Source organism: Lentzea sp. NPDC092896 (assembly GCF_044754905.1).
GTDB lineage: Bacteria > Actinomycetota > Actinomycetes > Mycobacteriales > Pseudonocardiaceae > Lentzea.
This window is the reverse complement of record NZ_JBIVPX010000011.1, coordinates 313,519-331,956: the sequence shown is the minus strand read 5'-3', so window position 1 is coordinate 331,956 and position 18,438 is coordinate 313,519. Positions and strand designations below refer to the sequence as shown.

At 69.3% G+C, this 18,438-nt stretch carries 17 protein-coding genes; 10 read left to right on the top strand and 7 right to left on the bottom strand.

What is annotated here, in order from left to right:
• Positions 1 to 26 precede the first annotated feature (26 nt).
• From cofD to ACIQF0_RS40710, 3 genes are read left to right on the top strand one after another with little or no spacing between them, the layout of a single operon-like run.
• Positions 27 to 977: a 2-phospho-L-lactate transferase gene (gene cofD / locus ACIQF0_RS40720; RefSeq protein ID WP_360044072.1), complete on the top strand. Its 951-nt coding sequence runs from the start codon at positions 27 to 29 to the stop codon at positions 975 to 977.
• Positions 970 to 2,292: a coenzyme F420-0:L-glutamate ligase gene (locus ACIQF0_RS40715; protein WP_401039103.1), complete on the top strand. Its 1,323-nt coding sequence runs from the start codon at positions 970 to 972 to the stop codon at positions 2,290 to 2,292. The genes cofD and ACIQF0_RS40715 overlap by 8 nt, the downstream gene beginning before the upstream one ends.
• On the top strand, positions 2,289 to 2,816 hold the full coding sequence (locus ACIQF0_RS40710; RefSeq protein ID WP_401039100.1) for an NUDIX hydrolase: 528 nt from the start codon (positions 2,289 to 2,291) through the stop codon (positions 2,814 to 2,816). The genes ACIQF0_RS40715 and ACIQF0_RS40710 overlap by 4 nt, the downstream gene beginning before the upstream one ends.
• Here ACIQF0_RS40710 and ACIQF0_RS40705 read toward each other — a convergent pair.
• Both ACIQF0_RS40705 and ACIQF0_RS40700 read right to left on the bottom strand, forming a co-directional pair.
• Positions 2,813 to 3,694: a DNA-3-methyladenine glycosylase family protein gene (locus ACIQF0_RS40705; RefSeq protein ID WP_401039098.1), complete on the bottom strand. Its 882-nt coding sequence runs from the start codon at positions 3,692 to 3,694 to the stop codon at positions 2,813 to 2,815. The genes ACIQF0_RS40710 and ACIQF0_RS40705 overlap by 4 nt on opposite strands.
• On the bottom strand, positions 3,687 to 4,754 hold the full coding sequence (locus ACIQF0_RS40700) for a sugar phosphate nucleotidyltransferase (protein WP_401039096.1): 1,068 nt from the start codon (positions 4,752 to 4,754) through the stop codon (positions 3,687 to 3,689). Before ACIQF0_RS40700 ends, ACIQF0_RS40705 begins: the two co-directional genes overlap by 8 nt.
• Positions 4,755 to 4,855: 101 nt before the next feature.
• Here ACIQF0_RS40700 and ACIQF0_RS40695 point away from each other — a divergent pair, with 101 nt between their 5' ends.
• Positions 4,856 to 5,278, top strand: a complete 423-nt coding sequence (locus tag ACIQF0_RS40695; protein WP_401039094.1) for a hypothetical protein — start codon at positions 4,856 to 4,858, stop codon at positions 5,276 to 5,278.
• Between the two features lie 702 nt (positions 5,279 to 5,980).
• On the opposite strand, the gene ACIQF0_RS40690 is transcribed toward ACIQF0_RS40695, so the two are convergent.
• From ACIQF0_RS40690 to ACIQF0_RS40680, 3 genes are all read right to left on the bottom strand, one after another.
• Complete coding sequence (locus ACIQF0_RS40690) at positions 5,981 to 6,832, bottom strand: glycosyltransferase family 2 protein (RefSeq protein WP_401039092.1); 852 nt, start codon at positions 6,830 to 6,832, stop codon at positions 5,981 to 5,983.
• 61 nt (positions 6,833 to 6,893) lie between these two features.
• On the bottom strand, positions 6,894 to 8,021 hold the full coding sequence (locus ACIQF0_RS40685; protein WP_401039164.1) for a glycosyltransferase family 4 protein: 1,128 nt from the start codon (positions 8,019 to 8,021) through the stop codon (positions 6,894 to 6,896).
• Positions 8,022 to 8,101: 80 nt separating this feature from the next.
• Positions 8,102 to 9,073: a glycosyltransferase family 1 protein gene (locus ACIQF0_RS40680; RefSeq protein WP_360044093.1), complete on the bottom strand. Its 972-nt coding sequence runs from the start codon at positions 9,071 to 9,073 to the stop codon at positions 8,102 to 8,104.
• Between the two features lie 20 nt (positions 9,074 to 9,093).
• On the opposite strand from ACIQF0_RS40680, the gene ACIQF0_RS40675 reads away from it, so the two are divergent.
• The 5 genes from ACIQF0_RS40675 to ACIQF0_RS40655 are packed head-to-tail and all read left to right on the top strand — an operon-like array spanning position 9,094 to position 14,641.
• Entirely contained in the window at positions 9,094 to 9,996 is a 903-nt protein-coding gene (locus ACIQF0_RS40675; protein ID WP_401039089.1) for a glycosyltransferase family 2 protein, read from the top strand.
• Positions 9,993 to 10,511: a hypothetical protein gene (locus ACIQF0_RS40670; RefSeq protein WP_401039086.1), complete on the top strand. Its 519-nt coding sequence runs from the start codon at positions 9,993 to 9,995 to the stop codon at positions 10,509 to 10,511. Before ACIQF0_RS40675 ends, ACIQF0_RS40670 begins: the two co-directional genes overlap by 4 nt.
• On the top strand, positions 10,508 to 11,059 hold the full coding sequence (locus ACIQF0_RS40665; RefSeq protein ID WP_401039083.1) for a hypothetical protein: 552 nt from the start codon (positions 10,508 to 10,510) through the stop codon (positions 11,057 to 11,059). The genes ACIQF0_RS40670 and ACIQF0_RS40665 overlap by 4 nt, the downstream gene beginning before the upstream one ends.
• Before the next feature lie 3 nt (positions 11,060 to 11,062).
• Positions 11,063 to 13,549 carry a glycosyltransferase gene (locus ACIQF0_RS40660; RefSeq protein WP_401039081.1) on the top strand — a complete coding sequence of 829 codons (2,487 nt, stop codon included), beginning with the start codon at positions 11,063 to 11,065 and terminating at the stop codon, positions 13,547 to 13,549.
• The gene (locus ACIQF0_RS40655) at positions 13,550 to 14,641 is read left to right on the top strand and encodes a glycosyltransferase family 1 protein (RefSeq protein ID WP_360044104.1); all 1,092 of its coding nucleotides are present in this window, start codon (positions 13,550 to 13,552) and stop codon (positions 14,639 to 14,641) included.
• Between the two features lie 237 nt (positions 14,642 to 14,878).
• Here the strand turns inward: ACIQF0_RS40655 and rfbD are convergent, their stop codons facing one another.
• Complete coding sequence (gene rfbD / locus ACIQF0_RS40650; RefSeq protein WP_401039161.1) at positions 14,879 to 15,736, bottom strand: dTDP-4-dehydrorhamnose reductase; 858 nt, start codon at positions 15,734 to 15,736, stop codon at positions 14,879 to 14,881.
• Positions 15,733 to 16,719 (bottom strand): dTDP-glucose 4,6-dehydratase, encoded by a 987-nt coding sequence (gene rfbB / locus ACIQF0_RS40645; RefSeq protein WP_401039077.1) that lies wholly within the window; start codon positions 16,717 to 16,719, stop codon positions 15,733 to 15,735. The genes rfbD and rfbB overlap by 4 nt, the downstream gene beginning before the upstream one ends.
• A gap of 234 nt (positions 16,720 to 16,953) precedes the next feature.
• On the opposite strand from rfbB, the gene ACIQF0_RS40640 reads away from it, so the two are divergent.
• Entirely contained in the window at positions 16,954 to 18,390 is a 1,437-nt protein-coding gene (locus ACIQF0_RS40640; protein ID WP_401039075.1) for an LCP family protein, read from the top strand.
• Positions 18,391 to 18,438 lie beyond the last annotated feature (48 nt).

Here is an 18,438-nt window from a genome sequence, read left to right as displayed (position 1 = left end):
ACCGCTCTGTGGAAGCATGGGCGGGCGTGAAGGTCGTAGCACTGGTCGGCGGGGTCGGCGGCGCGAGGTTCCTGCAGGGACTCAAAGCTCTAGGGGCGGACGTCACCGCGGTGGTGAACACCGGCGATGACGTGTGGATGCACGGGCTGCGCATCACTCCTGACCTCGACACCTGCATGTACACGCTGGGCGGCGGGATCGACACCGAACGCGGCTGGGGCCGTGCGGACGAGTCGTGGACCGTCAAGGAGGAGCTCGCGGCCTACGGCGCCGAGCCGACGTGGTTCGGCCTGGGCGACCGGGACATCGCGACGCACCTCGTTCGCACCCGCATGCTCCGCGCCGGCTATCCGCTGTCCGCCGTGGCGGAGGCGCTGTGCGACCGGTGGAAGCCGGGCGTGAAGCTGCTGCCGATGTCGGACGACCGCGTGGAGACGCACGTCGTCGTGGAGCTCGACGGCGAGACGAAGGCCATCCACTTCCAGGAGTGGTGGGTCAAGCACCGGGCCGCCGTGCCCGCGAAGTCGTTCGCGTTCGTCGGCGCCGAGACCGCCACCGCCGGGCCCGGCGTGCTGGACGCGATCAACGAGGCCGACGCGGTGATCCTGGCCCCGTCCAACCCCGTGGTGAGCATCGGCACGATCCTCAACGTGCCCGGTGTGCGCGACGCGTTGCGCAAGACCGAGGCCGGGGTCGTGGGCCTGTCGCCGATCATCGGCGGGAAACCGTTGCGGGGCATGGCCGACGCTTGTTTGGACGCGATCGGTGTGGAGACCTCCGCCGAAGCGGTCGGGCGGCACTACGGCTCCCGCAAGTGCTCCGACGGCATCCTCGACGCGTGGCTGGTGCACACCGGCGACCGAGCCGACGTGCCCGGTGTCGCGGTGCGCGCGGTCCCGCTGCTGATGTCCGATGTGGACGCGACGGCGCAGATGGCCCGCGCCGCGCTGGACTTGGCCGGAGTCGAAGTTGACTGATCACGCCGCGGCCGCACTGGAGCTGCTGCCTGTTCCGGGCCTGCCGGAATTTCGCCCCGGCGACGACCTGGCCGGCGCGATCGCGACGGCCGCGCCCTGGCTGCGCGACGGTGACGTGCTGATCGTCACGTCCAAGATCCTGTCCAAAGTAGAGGGACGACTCGTTCGGGTACCGGCCGATCCCGAGGAACGGGACCGGATCCGGCGCGAGCACGTCGACGCGGAGTCGGTGCGGGTGCTCGCCCGCAAGATGCGCACGCTGATCACCGAGAACAAGCTCGGCATCGTGCAGGCCGCGTCCGGAGTCGACGCCTCGAACGTGGCCGGCGACGAGATCGCGCTGCTCCCGGTCGACCCGGACGGCTCCGCGGCCTCGCTGCGCGGCGCTCTCAAGGACCTGCTGGGTGTCGAGGTCGCCGTGGTGATCACCGACACCATGGGCCGCGCGTGGCGGATGGGCCAGACCGACGCCGCGATCGGCGCGTCCGGCATCCGCGTGCTGCACGACTACGCGGGCGCGGTGGACGAGCACGGCAACGAGCTCGCGGTGACGATGGTCGCGATCGCCGACGAGATCGCCGCGGCCGCCGACCTGGTGAAGGGCAAGCTCGGCTCGGTGCCGGTGGCGGTGCTGCGCGGGTTCGAGGTGGTGGACGACGGCTCCACGGCCCGCGACCTGAACCGGCCGGTCGAGGAGGACCTGTTCAGTCTCGGCACGGAGGAGGCGCTGGCCCAGGGCCGCGCTCAGGCCGTGCTGATGCGCAGGTCCGTGCGGTTCTACTCGGACGAGCCCGTTGATCTCGCCGTGGTGCGCAGGGCTGTCGGTGCGGCACTGACCGCGCCCGCGCCGCACCACACGAAGCCGCTGCGGTTCGTGCTGGTGCGGGAGAAGCGCTTGGAACTGCTCCAAGCGATGCGCTCGCAGTGGGAATCCGACCTGCTCTCGGACGGGTTCACTCCGGAACAGATCGCGCGCCGGGTGCGGCGTGGCGACCTGCTGGTGGAGGCGCCGGAGATCGTCGTGCCGTTCCTCGTGCGCGACGGGTCGCACACCTATCCCGACGCCCGTCGCGCCGACGCCGAGAAGACGATGTTCACGGTCGCCGGCGGCGCCGCCGTGCAGGGCCTGCTGGTGGCGCTGGCCGCCGAGGGCCTCGGCTCGTGCTGGGTGTCGTCGACGATCTTCTGCGCGGACCTCGTGCGGTCGGTGCTGGGTGTTCCTGACGACTGGGAGCCGCTGGGCGCCGTCGCGATCGGGCATCCGACCGAGCCGCTGACGCCGCGCGAGCCCCTGGAAGGACTGATCGAGCTGTGACGCTGCACGCCGACGCCGTCTCGACGCTGAGCCGGTTCGCGGGCCAGGACGCCCTGCGCGAGGCCTACCTGGGCTTCCTGGCGGCCCGCGAGGACGCCTGCATGCGATCTTGCGAACCTGGGCACATCACGGCCTCTGCGTTGGTCCTGGACGCCACTGCGGAGCACGCGTTGCTGACGCTGCACCCTCGCGTGGGCCGGTGGCTTCAGCTGGGCGGCCACTGCGAGCCGGAAGACGTGTCGCTGGCCGGTGCCGCTCTGCGCGAGGCCACCGAGGAGTCGGGCATGCGCCTCCTGCGCATCGAGCCGACGCCGATCCACCTCGACGTGCACCCGATCACGTGCTCGCTCGGCAAGCCGACGCGGCACTTCGACGTCCGCTTCCTGGTGCGCGCTCCGGTCGGCGCGCAGCCGGTGCGCAGCGCTGAGTCCGTCGATCTGCAGTGGTGGCCGCTGGACTCGTTGCCGGACAACGTGGACGACCTGCACCCGTTGATCGAGAGCGCTCTCGCCCGTCTCCGTTAGAACTTGCGGTAGTCGCGCGGCGAGAACCTCGGTGCTCGCCGCGGCCGCCGCAGACCCGCCGCCTCCAGGTACATGACCGCGCGGTGGCGTTGCGGCTTGTAGGGCTCCAGCAGCTCCATCATGCCGTCGTCGTCGCCCGGCGTACCGGTCAACGCCCACGTGACGTTCTTGGCGACGTGGTAGTCGCCGACGCTCACGGCGTCCGGGTCGCCCCAGGACCGTTGCGCGACCTCGGCCGACGTCCAGACGCCGATGCCGGGCACCTTCTCGAGCAGTTCGCGGCTGCGCATCTCCGCGGCCTTCTCCAGCCGGTGCGCGACCTGCGCGGCGTTGATCAGCGTCCTTCTGCGGGCCCCGTCGAGGCCGCACTGGTGCCACTCCCAGTCCTGCAGGCCCAGCAACCGTCGCGGCGTCGGCGGAACCTTCAGCGGCTTCGGTCCGGGAGCGCTCTCACCGAACCGCCGTCCCAGCTCACGCCACGTGCGGAAGGCCTCCATACCGGTGACCTTCTGCTCCAGGATCGATGCGAACAACAGGTCCCAGACCCGGTTCGTGGCCCCGAGGCGCAGGCCAGGTCGTTGTCTTCTGGCTTCGGCGATGATCGGGTGGTGCGCGACGAACTCGTCCACCGTGTCGTCGGCGCCGAGCAGGGCGGGCAGCCCGTCCAGCAGCCACTGCCCGCCCTCACCCCACGCTTCCGCCAGCACCTCGCCGCTCGTCCTCGTGACGTGCAACGTGCCGGCACCGCACGGCGTGTTCGCCGCGAACCAGACACCGCCCTCCGCGCTGAAGGACGGATCGCCGGGCCCGCGGCGCAGCCTGCCGAGCACCGCGCCCAGATCGAGTGGGAACGGTGGAGTCCAGGCTCTGCTAGGCATCCGTCGAGAAGCGCACGCCGGCCTCGGGCAGCACCACACCCGGCCACACCCGCGCTCCGCCGATCAGCTCACACCGCGCGCCGATCACCGCGGAGTCGCCGATCACGGCGTCCTTGAGGACCGCACCGGCCTGCACGAGCGCACCGGCACCCACGATCGAACGCTCGACCACGGCGTTCTCACCGACAACAGCACCGTCGAACAAAATCGCGCCATCGAGCACAGCACCGTCCGCAACCGTGCAGTTCGCACCGACCGCGGTCCCACCCCTGAGCGTCGCGCCTTCGTGCACGCTCGTGCCCTCGAGCACCAGGTAGTCGCCAGGCTGTGCAACGGCCGCCGACGGCGCAACACCGCGCACGAGGTCCGCGGACCCCTGCACGAACGCCTCGGGCTTGCCGAGGTCCAGCCAGTACGTGGCGTCCACGTGCCCCTGCAACCTCCGCCCCGCCTCGAGCAGCCCGGGGAACGTCTCGCGCTCCACCGACACCGGCCGCCCGGCGGGAATCGCGTCGATCACCTCACGCCGGAACACGTAACAACCAGCGTTGATCTGGTCCGTCGGCGGGTTCTCGGTCTTCTCCAGGAACGCCTGAACGCGCCCCTCGTCGTCCGTCGGCACACACCCGAACGCCCGCGGGTCCGCCACCTTCACCAGGTGCAGCGTCACATCCGCCTCGTGCTTGCGGTGCGTGTCGACGATCCCCGACAGGTCGACCCCCGACAGGATGTCGCCGTTGAAGACCATCACGTCGGGCTCACGCAGCTTGTCCGCGACGTTGCGAATCGCCCCCGCCGTGTCCAGCGGCACCTCTTCCACCACGTACTCGAGCTCCAGCCCGAGCCTCGATCCGTCCCCGAAGTACTCCTCGAACACCTCGGCCTTGTAGGAGGTCCCCAACACCACGTGCGTGATGCCGACCTCCTTGATCCGAGACAGGAGGTGTGTCAAAAATGGCACCCCTGCGGTCGGCAACATGGGCTTGGGAGCGGACAGGGTCAGCGGGCGAAGACGGGTGCCCTTGCCCCCGACCAGCACCACAGCTTCGACGCCGTGCACCTTTTTCCTCCTCCGCGTTACAGCGAGCCGTTCGACGGAATACTCTGACACGAAGCAGATCGTCATATGGGATCTGGTCCCGGCAAGGAGCTAAATCCGACATGGACCCCCGCGACCGGGCCGACGCCATGCTCGCCCGCGCCCGCGCACGTGGGCGGAACATCGTGACGCCGGACAACATGACGTCCCCGATGGACTCCTCGGACACGCAACAAATCCCTCGCTCGCTGGTCAACGCCATGGACCCGCGCCGAGACCCGGACTCGACGATGATCCTGCAGCCCGCGCAGATGGGCCAGATGGGCCAGCAACAACAGCGGCCGCAACACCACGCGCCGGGCCAGCCGATGCCCACGCAACCGATGCACGCCCACTCGAAGCAGGGCCAGCCGCTCCCGGCACCGCAGCAGCCAGCAGATGACGCGGAGATCACTCAGGTAGTGCAGCCGGGCCTGATCCCGACCGTCTCGAACCACCAGCAGGCCCGCAACTCGCTGAGCCAACGGCTGAGCGGCGACATGTAGCCGTGCCCGGCGGGTGCCGCCGGGCAGGCTGACGCAGGGTCCCCTGGGAAGTGGGATCCCCCGCGACCCAACTCAGCGACGGGGTCTGACAGTCCCGCGAGGCCGAAGCGGGCAGTCAGGACACGGAGGGCAAGCTCGCGCAGGGGTCCCCTTGGTTTTGAAGTCCCCCGCGACCAAACCTAGCGAGCAGGTCTGACAGTCCCGAGAAGTCAAAGCTGGCCGGACTATGCGTGCGCCCGCAAAGCCGAAGGCGAGCAGCCAGAGCGCGCGGGAACGGCAAGCACCTGATCACCCGCGATGCCGAAGGCGAGCCGTCCTTACCGTGCGGTCCGGGTGGGGTGGCTTCGTCACGAGTCGTGCCACAGCTCTTGCTGCATCAGAGGAGGGGTGTCAAACGGACACGCTTTTCGTCCGTTTGACACCCCTCCTCTGATGTGGCCCGCTCTTGGCTCGACTCGTGACGAAGCCACCCCACCAACGCGCCCCTCAAAGCAACGCAACTCCGCCCAAAGCAACAGGCGTGCCATCTACCTACGCATGGCGTGGACCCCGGCTTTTGATCAGATTGGCGGGGTCTGGGGCAGCGCCCCAGGAATCAGCCGCCACGTCCCCCTCGCAAGGCGACCACCTACGGACACGAAACAGGCACCCGCCAACGCACCAGGGAGACGACCCACAAAACCGACGCGCACGCCGAAGGCGTCAACTCTTCCGAGTAAGAACCCAAGCCCGCAACCCCAACCCAGCCTTCAACACCCCACGAAACGGCGCCCAAACCACCCCGGCATGCCGATCAGCCAGATACCGATAAGCACTCCGATGATGCTCCCTCAACATCCGATCCGAAGACCGAGCAGTCGAGTGCCCCCCGATGTGCACAACCTCAGCCTCAGGCACATAAACGTTGACCCACCCAGCCGCACCAACACGTTCCCCGAGGTCAACGTCCTCGAAGTACATGAAGTACCGCTCATCGAACCCGCCAACGGAGTCAAAAGCCTCACGCCGCATCAAAAAGCAGGACCCCGACAACCACCCGGCAGTCCGCTCAACGGGCGACTTCTCCTGCCGATAGGCCCGAGTCCAGGGATTGGACTTCCAAACAGCCCCAAAAAGAGCATGCCCAACCCCACGCCCGAACGAGGGCAACAACCGTGCGGACGGGTAAACCTCCCCGGAGGGCTCCCGGATCAACGGCCCGAACATCCCACCCCGAGGCCACCGCTCACCGGCAGCGATCAACGCGTCCACACTGCCAGGCGCGAACTCGATGTCAGGATTGGAAATCAACACCCACCCGACATCGGGCCCCAGCGCGGCAACCCCGCGATTGGCCCCGCCGCCGTATCCGAGGTTCCCCCCGGTGGACAGGAACGTCACATGATCCCGAGTAGCGGCAACCTCCTCGGGAACCCCGTCGGTGGACCCGTTGTCGGCCAGGATCACCTGCACCGGACGGGAAGTTGCCTTCGAAAGGGTGTCCACAAAGGGAGCCAGCGTCTCGCCCGGCGAGTACGTGACCGTCACGACACCAAGTCCGTCGCCGTAGTTCACGCGCGCCACCCTAGCGCCGCCCGGTCAGCCGCCGACGCCAGACCAAGCCTCAGACCGGGCGTCAACGCCGGCGTCGCACCAACGCCGCGCGCTCGTAAGCCAGCCGGTGACGGTCGGCGCTGACCGCCCACGAGAAGTCCTTGGCCCGCTGCTGACCGGAGGCCGCCAAAGAAGCCCGGCGGGCAGGATCGTCGAGCAGGTCGGCAACTGCGGCTGCGATGTCGCCCGCGCCGACACCGCAGTAGGCAACGGCCTCGCCGCCCACTTCGGGCAGCGACAGCCGGCGCGTCGTCAGAACACACGCACCGCAGGCCATGGCCTCCAGCACCGGCAGGCCGAAGCCCTCGCCCAAAGACGGATAAGCCACCAGCTGCGCGCCGCCCAGGAAGCCCGCGAGCTGTTCGAACGGCAGGTAGCCGGCGCGGATCACGCGGATGCGGTGCGGCACGGAGTCCAGGGCGCGCTCGACCTGGCTGTCCCAGCCGGGCTGGCCCGCCAGCACCAGGGCCGGCGGGTCGGCTCGGCCCACCATCGCCTGGGCGAAGCCGCGGATCAGGGCCGGGACGTTCTTGCGCGGCTCCAAGGCCCCCAGGAACGCCACGTACGGGGTGTCGCCCAGCGACAGGGCCTTGCGGACTGCCAGGACCTCGTCCGGTGACGGTGGGTGGAAGCGTTCGGTGTCCACGCCGTGTTGCGCGATGTGCAGGACTCGGCGGTCGGCGCCGGCCACGCGGACCAGTTCGTCCGCCGTTGCCTGGGACGGGACCACGCACAGGTCCGCGCGTCTTAGAGACGCTCGGGTCCAGGTCCGGAAGAAGCGGGCCTTCACCGAGGAGTGCAGCACCGGGTCGGTGAAGAAGGTGGCGTCGTGCAGCGTCACGACCGAGGCGGCCTTGCCCGCCAACGGGAGTGTGTAGTGCGGTGAGTGCACCACGTCGACGCCGAGGGTTCGGATCAGGCGGGGCAGCGTCGTCTGTTCCCAGGCCAGGCGGGCCGTCCTGGTGGCGACGGCGTCAGCGGCCCTGATGACCCTGGCGTTCGGCGCGATCTTGGTGAACAGGTCCTCGTCGCGTGGCTGGCACACGACGGAGAGTCTGGCCCCGTCCGCGTCCAGTGCCGCGACGAGCGAATCCACGTAACGGCCGACGCCGCCCCGGTCTGCGGGGATCGCGGTGGCGTCGATCAACACGCTGGGTTCGACGGTGGGCACGATCAGCTAGCGTAATGTCATTTGCTTATGCGTTTAACGGGAATGCACTAATCCGGTCGTTAAGCGTGTGTGTCCCAGACACCCTGTGCCGTCTTTTCCCAGGTGAACTCACTCGCGCGGGTGATTCCGGCCTCGACGGTGTGACGAGGATCAGCCAGCACGGCCCGCAGCCCTTCCGTCAACGAGGCCAGATCGCCGCGCCGCACGACGGTTCCGGCGCCTCCCGCGACCTCCACCAGAGCCGGGTCGTCGGAGTGCACGACGGGTACGCCGGCGGCCATCGCCTCCAGCACCGGCAGGCCGAACCCCTCGGCCAGGCTGGGCGCGGCGAGCACGGTGGCGCCGGCCAGCACCGAGGCGAGCCGCTGGTCGGAAACCTTGCCCAGCAACGTCACGTGCGGCGCGCGCAGGTCGACGTCGCCCCAGCCCTGCTGTCCGATCACGACCAACGGCACCCGCAGCCGTTCGGTCGCGCGCACCAACAACCCGAAACCCTTGCGCGGCTCCACGGTGCCGATAGCGAGCACGTACGACGACGGCAGGTCATCGGCAGGCGGGGCAACGAGTCGCGTCACGCCGTTGGGCACCACGTGCACAGGAACCTCAACCCGAACGCACGCAGCCAACTGAGACGCAACGGCGTGCGTCGGCACGACGAGAGCGCGCGCCTCGCGAGCAGCCCGCGCGATCACCTTGCGGTGCCAGGCGACCCCGCGCGGAGTCAAAGTCTCCGGATGCGTCCACGGCACCACGTCGTGCACGGTGACGACGGCGCCAGGCAACGGGGCGAGCGGCGTCGGGGCGTGCACGTGCGGGCCGAGCTTCGGCGGAAGACCGCGCTCCCACAACGCCACCAGCGCCCGGCGCGGCACCCTGATCACGCGGTCGGCGCGGGCCGTCGCCGCGGTCACCACGGACCAGCCGTCAGGAACGCTCTCCCCCAACGCCTTGAGCAGCTCCGCCGTGTAGCGGCCGGTTCCGCCGGGGACCGGGGCGTTGAGTTGCTCGGTCAGCACTACTAGCTCGGGCACGTCGCGTACCGTCTCACGCCGTGTCGGCAGTCAGCACCGTGGTGGTCGTGACGTGGCGAGGCCGTGACCACATCACGGCGTGCCTGGACGCCCTCGCGGCCCAGAAGAGTCCACACAGGACGATCATCGTGGACAACGCGTCCGACGACGGCACAGCCGAGCTGATCAGCGGACATGAGGTTGTGCGGCTGCCGCGCAACCGCGGTTACGCGGGCGGGCTCGCCGCCGTTCTGGACATGGTGGACACCCAGTTCGTCGCGTGGCTCAACGACGACGCGGCACCGGAGCCGTCGTGGCTCGCCGAGCTGGAGAGCGCTCTCAACGGCGAGCCCGGAGCGGCGGCCGCCACCTCGTCGATCTTGCTCACGGACGGCTCGACGCAGTCCGTCGGCGTGGCGCTGACCGCGGACGGCCACGGCAGGGACGTCGTGCTCGCCGGACGCGAGGTGTTCGGGTTCTGCGGCGGCGCGGCGCTGCTCAGGACCGACGAGCTCAGGGCCGCGGGCGGCGTCCCGGCGAGCTTCTTCTGCTACTACGAGGACACCGACACGGCCTGGCGGCTGCGGCTGGCCGGGCACCGGGTGATCTCGGTCGGACCGGCGCGGGTCCGGCACAAGCACGGCGCCAGCACGCGTCCCGGCTCGACGCTCTTCCACCGCTGGAACGAGCGCAACCGGCTGCTGATGCTGCTCCGGTGCGCCCCGGCGGGAGTCGCGCTCACCCAGCTCGCCCGGTTCTTCGCGATCACCGCGATGCTGCCGTTCCGCAGGAACGTCCCGGACGCCGCCAACTTCCGGCTCGGGCTCCGCGTGCAGGTCCTGGCGGAGGTGCTGCTGAGGCTCCCCGCGACGCTCTTCCAGCGTCTCAGGATCAAGGCCGAGGTCCCGCGCAAGAGCGTCTGGCGGGACTGGGCAGGCCGTTGAAGGCTGCCTGGCTGATGATCGCCGGCGGCCTGGCCGCTCTGGTGCTCGGCGTCGGCGTGAGCATCACGCTGACCTACGGGCTGGTGTTCATCGGCCTGCTCGGAGGCCTCGCCTACGCGTTGGGCGTCAGCGGCCTCTCCCAACGCAAGTGGATCGCACTGCCCGCGTTCGCCCTCGGGCTCGTGGCGCCGTTCGTGCTGACGTTCGGCGTCCACAGCGTGTTGATGCAGCGAAGCGGACACGTCGAGCACTGCACGGTCGCCGCGAAAGAGGAGCACCCGTTCGCCAAGTACCCGTCGGTCGACTACGTGCTGGCCTGCCCCAGTGGTGAGGTCGAGCTGGACCGCGACTGGAACGACCGGCTCAGGACGAACGAAGCCGACGTTCTCCTGGGGCCGCCGCTGCGGCCGGACTGGGCGGACAGTTCTCGATGGAACCTCCTACCGGTCACAAGCGTCCCCGGAGCGATGATTCTTCTCGTTCCTGTCGCCTGGCTGCTCAGGAAGCAGTCGTGAGGCGGCCGGCGCCACTCATCGTGATCGGGCTCGCCGCGGTCGCCGTCGCGGTCGTGCTGGGTGCCGTCGTGCCCGAGCACTACGAGCTCGCGGTGCTGGTGCCGTGCTGCCTGCTGTCGATCGCGTTCGCGTGGGGCGTCGGCAAGCTCGGGCCGGCGTGGCTCGTGCTGCCCGCGTTCATGGTCGTGATTCCCGGCACAGCGGTGCTGGTCGGCGACGGTCACCGCGCGTTGATGGACGTCCTCGCCACGCCTCAGACGTGCGTGATCACCAGCGTCGAGGACGTGCCGGGGCCGGACAACCCCGCCTACGCGCATCGCGTCACCTGTCCGGACGGCGCCGAGCTGCGGATAGTCGTGCGGGGCGAGCAGGACAAGAAGATGCGGCCGGGTCCGGCCACGGTTCTGCGGCATCCGCTGATGCGGCCGTTGCTCGCCGAGCGCAACGACTGGTCCGCCGAGTGGGTCTTCGGGGTACCTCTGGCCGTCTTGTTGCTGCTGATCTGTGCAACCACACTGCGGGCGCGCAGAGTGATGAGGCAGGCTTAGCGCGTGGATCGAGCCTCACTGCCCGTCGTGTCCGTCGTGGTCGTCAACTATCGCGGCGCGGAAGACACCGTGACCTGCGTGCGCGGGCTGGCCGAGGTGGACTACCCGGCCGAGCTGCTCCAGGTGATCGTCGTCGACAACGAGGCGCACGACACCGCACGGCTCAAGGCGGAACTGCCGGGCGTCGAGATCATCACCTCGCCGACCAACCTCGGCTTCGCGGGCGGCTGCAACCTCGGCGTCGACCACGCCACGGGCGGGGTGCTCGCGTTCCTCAACAACGACGCGCGCGCGGACCGGAACTGGATCAAGGCCGCGATCAGGGTGTTCCACTCCGAACCGGCGGTCGGCGCGGTCGCGAGCAAGGTCCTCGACTGGGACGGCGAGAAGATCGACTTCGTCGACGGCGGGCTGACCTGGTTCGGCATGGGCTACAAGCGGCACGCCGGTCAGGACGACGACGGCAGCCACGACGGCCCGAAGGACGTGCTGTTCGGCACCGGTTCGGCGATGTTCGTGCGCACTGACCTCTACAAGACGCTCGGCGGGTTCGACGAGCGGTTCTTCATGTTCTACGAGGACGTCGACCTCGGCTGGCGGCTGAACCTGCGCGGCTGGCGGGTCCGCTACGAACCGGCGTCGCTCACGTTCCACCGCCACCACGCGTCGATGAGCTCGATCCACGAGAGCCGCGAGCTGTACCTGCTGGAGCGCAACGCGCTCATGTCGTTGTACAAGAACTTCTCCGACGAAACGCTGGCGAAGGTGCTGCCGGCCGCGCTGGCGCTGTGCGTCAGAAGGGCCACGGCGCGCGGTGAGATCGATCCCACGCAGCTGGAGATCACCCGCCGCCCCGCCGACCCCGCGCAGGACCGCGAGCCGGTCGGGATGTCCCGCCAGGCGCTCGCCGGGTTCCTCGCGATCGACCAGTTCGTCGAGCAGATGCCGTCGCTGGCCAAGTCGCGGGGGATCGAGCAGGCCGCGCGCCGGATGTCGGACACCGACCTGGTTCCGTTGATGCGCAAGGCTCTCGAACCGGCCTATCCCCTGCCGCGCTACCTCGCCGCGCACGACATCCTCGTGGACGTCCTGGGCCTCGACGACGTGTTCGGCAGGCCGCGCAAGATCCTGGTGATCACCGGCGACGCGATCTCCGACCGGATGGCCGGTCCCGCGATCCGGGCCTGGCACATGGCCGACGTGCTGTCCGGCGAGCACCAGGTGCGGCTGGTCACGACGAACCCGCTCTGCGCGCCGCCCGACGCCCCGTTCGGCGTCGAACGTGCCCGGCCGAAGGAACTTCCGCCGCACGTCGCGTGGGCGGACGTGGTCGTGCTGCAGGGTCACGCGCTGGAGATGGTCGGCGAGCTGAAGAAGGAGTCGTCGACCAAGATCGTGGTCTGCGACATGTACGACCCGATGCACCTGGAACTGCTGGAACAGGGCAAGGACAAGGCCGACGACAAGCGCGCCCTCGACCTCGCCGCCGTCACCAAGGTGCTGAACACGCAGCTCGAGCGCGGCGACTTCTTCCTGTGCGCGTCGGAACGGCAGCGGCACTTCTGGCTCGGCCACCTGGCCGCGCTGGGCCGGTTGACGCCGGCGTTGTACGACAACGACCCGACGACGCAGTCACTGCTCGGGATCGTCCCCTTCGGACTGTCGGGCAAGCCGCCGCAGCGCACCGGACCGGCGATCAAGGGCGTCGTGCCCGGCGTCACGGACGCCGACAAGGTCGTGATCTGGGCCGGTGGCGTCTACAGCTGGTTCGACCCGCTGTCGCTGATCGAGGCGATGGACCACCTGCGCAGGCGGCAGCCGTCCGCGAAGCTGTACTTCCTCGGCATGAAGCACCCGAACCCCGAGGTCCCGGACATGGACATCGCCGGCCAGACGCGGGCGCTGTCCGCACAGTTGGGGCTGACCGGCGAGCACGTGTTCTTCAACGACGGCTGGGTGCCGTACAACGACCGGCAGAACTGGCTGCTCGACGCGAACTGCGGTGTCACCACGCACTACGAGCACGTAGAGACCACGTTCGCGTTCCGCACGCGGGTGCTCGACTACCTGTGGGCGGGCCTGCCGATCGTCACCACGTCCGGCGACTCGTTCGCGGACCTGGTGGAGCGCGAAGGTTTGGGCGTCGTCGTGCCGCCGGAGGACCCGGAGGCACTGGCCGACGCGCTGGAGAAGGTGCTCTACGACGAGGAGTTCGCGGCCGCGTGCCGTGAGCGCATCGCCGTCGTCCGCGAACGGTTCACCTGGGAGACGGCACTCGCGCCGCTGGCCGAGTTCTGCCGCAACCCCAGGCCCGCCGCGGACCGTCTGCCCGGCTCTGCCCACATGGTGCGCACACCGGGGCTCAGCACGACGGACAAGGTGAAGCGGGACCTGCAACTGGTGCGCGAGTACCTGGATGCGGGTGGCCCGACCGAGTTGGCCAAGCGGGCGACGGGGCGTCTGCGGAAAATCGCGCGTGGTGGCAGGTAAATGGCGAGATCCCCGAAACCCCTCAGGGTGCTGCTCGACGGCACCCCTCTGCTAGGACATCGCACCGGAATCGGCCGCTACACAGCGGCTCTGGCCGAAGAACTGGCGTCGATGTCGGACGACGTCGACGTACGGGCGGTGGCGTTCACGCTGCGCGGCTGGCGTGCGTTGCGCACCGTCCTCCCGCACGACGTGACAGCGCGCGGCCTGCCCGTCTCGGCGCGGGCGCTGCGCCAGCTGTGGCTGCGCGCCAAGTTCCCGCCGGTCGAGATGCTGGCCGGGTTCACCGACGTCATGCACGCCACGAACTTCGTGCTGCCGCCGACGATCCGGGCCGGCAAGGTCGTCACGATCCACGACCTGGCGTTCCTGGACGCACCCGGTGACCTCCCGCCGTCGGATCGCCGGTTGCCGGAACTGGTCCGGCTGTCGGCCCAGCGCGCGGACGTGATCTGCACGCCGACCGCGGCCGTCGCGTCGGTCGTCGCGGACCGGTTCTCGGTGCCGCTGGAGAAGATCATGGTGACGCCGCTGGGCGTCGACCCCGCCTGGTTCGCCTCGCGGCCGCCGTCGCCGACGTTGCGCGGCCGGCTGGGCCTGGGCTCGGAGTACCTGCTGTTCGTGGGTGCGGACGGGCCGCGCAAGGGCCTCGAGTACCTGATCAAGGCGCACGCCTCCGACCCGTCGCTGCCGCCGCTGGTGATCGTCGGGCCCGGCCGGTCCGGTGTGGACGGCCGGGTGCTGCGGACCGGGTACCTGCCGGACGTGCACCTGCGTTCGGTGGTGGCCGGGGCGACGGCGCTGGTGCTGCCGTCGCGGGACGAGGGCTTCGGGCTTCCGGTGCTGGAAGCATTGGCCTGCAACGTTCCTGTGGTGTGCTCGGACGTGCCCGCGCTGCGCGAGGTCGCCGGTGGGCACGCGCTGCACGTGCCGGTCGGGGACGTCGAGGCCCTGGCGGATGGAATGGCGCAGGCAGTCGCCGCGCCGACCACACCGGAGGCGCAGTCCGAACGGCGTGCGCACGCGTCCGGGTTCACCTGGCGGCGGTGCGCGGAGAAGACCGTCGAGGCGTACCGGCGGAGCAGGGCCTGAGGTGCACGTCGGAGGGCGTCAGGAAACCCTGACGCCCCAACGACTTCACCGAGAGTGCGGCCTCGGTGCGTGCTTGTCCAGCTGACTCATCGACACCTGTCGCGAGCCCGTGACAACAGCAACGCACTTCAGGAAGCGCTGCCGATCGGAATCCGCTGTCGCGGGACGCTGAGGTGTGCGCCCGGAATCGAACATGCCGAACAGGCTCCCGCACTTGGGACTACCGTGCCAGACCGGTCACCCCAATGGCGCAGCACCGGCACGGGGAGCTACCACCCCGGCGCGCACTGCCTCCGAAAGGGCGCTTCGCCAGTGCGGCAACGGGCGCAGTCCCGCGGCTGCCCACGCGGCACCCGACAGCACCGAGTAGGCGGGTCGCGGTGCCGGGCGCGGGAAGTCCGCCGTGGTGCAGGGCTGAACGCGTGCGGGATCGGCGCCGAGTTCCTCGAAAATGGCCTGTGCGAACCGGAACCACGTGGTCTCGCCGCCACCGGTCGCGTGCAGCAGACGCGTCTCCGGCAGAACCGAGGCGAGCTCGAGAAGTCCGGCCGCGAGGTCGCGCGACCACGTCGGCGCACCGGCCTGATCATCCACAACGGACAGTGAAGGCCGCGAGGATTCCAGTGCCGCCATGGTCTTCACGAAGTTCGAGCCTTGCGCGCCGTACACCCACGAGGTGCGCACGACGTAACCGCCCGCCGCCAGCACGCGGCGTTCGCCTTCGAGTTTTGTGCGACCGTAAGCGGACTTCGGACCGACCTCGTCAGAAGTCTCGTACGGCCGCGTGCCGTCGCCGGCGAACACGTAGTCCGTCGAGACGTGGATCATCGGAATGCCAACGGAAGCACACGCCTGCGCCAGCAGACCGGGGCCGACGGCGTTGACCGCGAACGCACGGTCCTCGTCGGTCTCGGCGGCGTCGACGGCGGTGTACGCGGCGCAGTTGATCACCGCGGAGGCACCGGCCAGGTCCGCGGCCGCGACCTTCGTCACGTCCAGCTCGGCGGAGGACACCGCGCGGACGTCGGTGGACAGGGCGGCGAGGTCGTGGCCGAGCTGGCCGCGACCACCGGGAACGAGGATCACCTTTCTCAGCCCTTCGCCAGCGCCGCGCGCTCCTTGAGCGGCTCCCACCAGGCGCGGTTCTCGCGGTACCACTCGACCGTGTCGGAGAGACCGACGGTGAAGTCGACCTGCGGCGCGTAGCCCAGTTCGGAGGCGATCTTGGAGATGTCGACCGAGTAGCGGCGGTCGTGGCCCTTGCGGTCCTGCACGGGCTCGACGGCCGTCCAGTCGCGGCCCGTCGCCTCCAGCAGCTTCTCGGTCAGCTCGCGGTTGGTGAGCTCGGTGCCGCCGCCGATGTTGTAGATCTCCCCCGGCCGGCCGCCCTCGGCGACGAGCTGGATGCCGCGGCAGTGGTCGGCCACGTGCAGCCAGTCGCGCACGTTCAGGCCGTCGCCGTAGAGAGGCACCTTCCCGCCATCGATCAAATTGGTGACGAAGAGCGGAATCACCTTTTCGGGGAACTGATACGGCCCGTAATTGTTCGAACACCGAGTGATGCTCACGGGCAGGCCGTGAGTGCGGTGGAACGCACGCGCCAACAGGTCCGAAGAAGCCTTGGAGGCCGAGTAGGGCGAGTTCGGTTCGAGGATGTGCGTCTCGGTCCAGGAGCCGTCCTCGATCGAGCCGTAGACCTCGTCCGTCGAGACGTGCACGAACCGGCCCACGCCCGCGTTCAGGGCGCCCTGCAGCAGCGTCTGCGTGCCCAGGACGTTCGTGAGCACGAAGTCGGCCGATCCGGTGATGGACCGGTCCACGTGCGATTCGGCCGCGAAGTGCACGACGACGTCGATACCGCGCATCTGCTCGGCGACCACGCCGGCGTCGCAGATGTCGCCCCGCACGAACTCGAACTTGCCCGCGACCGGCGCGAGGTTGGTCTCGCTGCCCGCGTAGGTGAGCTTGTCGAGCACCACCACTTCGGCACCGGCGAACGCCGGGTAGGACCCGCTCACCAACTCCCGCACGTAGTGCGAGCCGATGAACCCGGCCCCACCTGTCACCAGTACGCGCATGCCATTTCCTCCCGTGGTGTTCCCCGCTCGCAGTCTGTCACGTACCTAATCGCTGCAACCCACAGCAACGTCACGCCGTCTGACTTATAAAGAACTAAACTCGCGGTTGTGGGGGAGGAAACGGCTGTGGAAGGCAGAACTCTGCCGGTCAGGGTGGTGGGCACCCGACCGTCTGCGGCCTTTCGCGCTTTCCTGGTGACGGGGAAGATCTTCATAGCACTCGTCTCAACGGCTGTGCTTCTCGTCACGTCCTACGGCTGGAACAAGCTGCGCACGACGAACGACGGCATCGTCAAAACCGAGGTCATCTCGGAGGAACTCGCCAAGCAGGGGCCCAAGCCGCTCGACGGCGCGGTCGACATCCTGCTGGTCGGCATGGACAGCCGCACCGACGCGCAGGGCAACCCGCTGTCGGAGGAGGTGCTGGCCATGCTCAACGGCGGCATCGCCGACGGCGAGCAGAACACCGACACCATGATCCTCGTGCACATCCCGGTCGACGGCACCCGCGCGGTCGCCATCTCGTTCCCCCGCGACTCCTACGTCGAGATGGCGGACGGGTTCGGCAAGCACAAGCTCAACTCGGCGTTCGCGCGCCAGCGCAACACCGTCGACCAGCAGTTGCGCTCACAGGGCGTGACGGACGAGGCGCGGATCCGCACCGAGTCGATGGCCGCCGGCCGCAAGACGCTGATCAAGACGATCGAGAACATGACCGGCGGGTCGGTGCGCGTCGACCGCTACGCCGAGGTCAACCTCGCCAGCTTCTACGAGGTCACCAAGGCCATCGGCGGCGTCGAGGTGTGTCTGAAGGAACCGACCTCCGACCGCGACTCCGGCGCGAACTTCCAGGCGGGCCAGCAGACGATCGAGGGCGCGGCCGCGCTGTCGTTCGTGCGGCAGCGCAAGAACCTGCCCGGCGGCGACCTCGACCGGATCGTGCGCCAGCAGGTGTTCATCGGGGCCCTCGCGAAGAAGGTGCTGTCGACCGGCACGCTGACGGACCCCGGCAGGCTCAACAGCCTGGTCGAGGCCGTGCAGAAGTCGGTGATCCTCAGCTCCGGCTGGGACATCACCACGTTCGCCGAGCAGATGCAGGGGCTCGTGGGCGGCAACTTCCAGTTCAAGACGATCCCGGTGGGCGACCCGACGGACACCTACAGCGACGGCAACGTGCTGCCGGTGAACCCCGCGCAGGTGCGCAAGTTCCTCACCGACCTGGCCGCGGACAAGGACACGTCGAGCAAGGCCCCGGTGACGACCACCACGTTGCCCGCGCCGCCGAACTCCTCGATCACCGTGCAGGTCTTCAACGCCGCGGGCATCCAGGGACTCGCGACCCAGGTGATGAACACGCTGGCGGCCAAGGGTTTCCAGCGCGGTCCCGTGGCGTCGGCGCCGCAGAACAGCGACACCACCGTCGTGCGGTACGCGACCGGTGAAGAGGGCTCCGCGCGCAAGGTCGCGGCGGAACTCGGCCCCAACGTCGGGGTCGAGGAGGACGCGACCGTCCGAAAGGGACAGATCCACGTCTTCGTCGGCAGCGACTACCAGGCGCAGGGCGACGACTCGGAGGACATCGACCCGCAGGGCGTTCCCGGCACGTCGGCGCCCGCCAGCTCGAGCAGCACCCCGCCCATCACGGCGGGTGGACTGGTCTGCGTGAACTGAAACCCCCGGCGTAACGGGCTTGCGATAGTTACGCTGAGCACGCAGAAC

Excerpts from the sequence above, each read along its gene's own strand:
- ACIQF0_RS40705 (WP_401039098.1), bottom strand. The coding sequence starts at position 3,694 with ATGCCTAGCAGAGCCTGGACTCCACCGTTCCCACTCGATCTGGGCGCG.
- ACIQF0_RS40695 (WP_401039094.1), top strand. The coding sequence starts at position 4,856 with ATGGACCCCCGCGACCGGGCCGACGCCATGCTCGCCCGCGCCCGCGCA.
- ACIQF0_RS40655 (WP_360044104.1), top strand. The coding sequence starts at position 13,550 with ATGGCGAGATCCCCGAAACCCCTCAGGGTGCTGCTCGACGGCACCCCT.
- rfbB (WP_401039077.1), bottom strand. The coding sequence starts at position 16,719 with ATGCGCGTACTGGTGACAGGTGGGGCCGGGTTCATCGGCTCGCACTAC.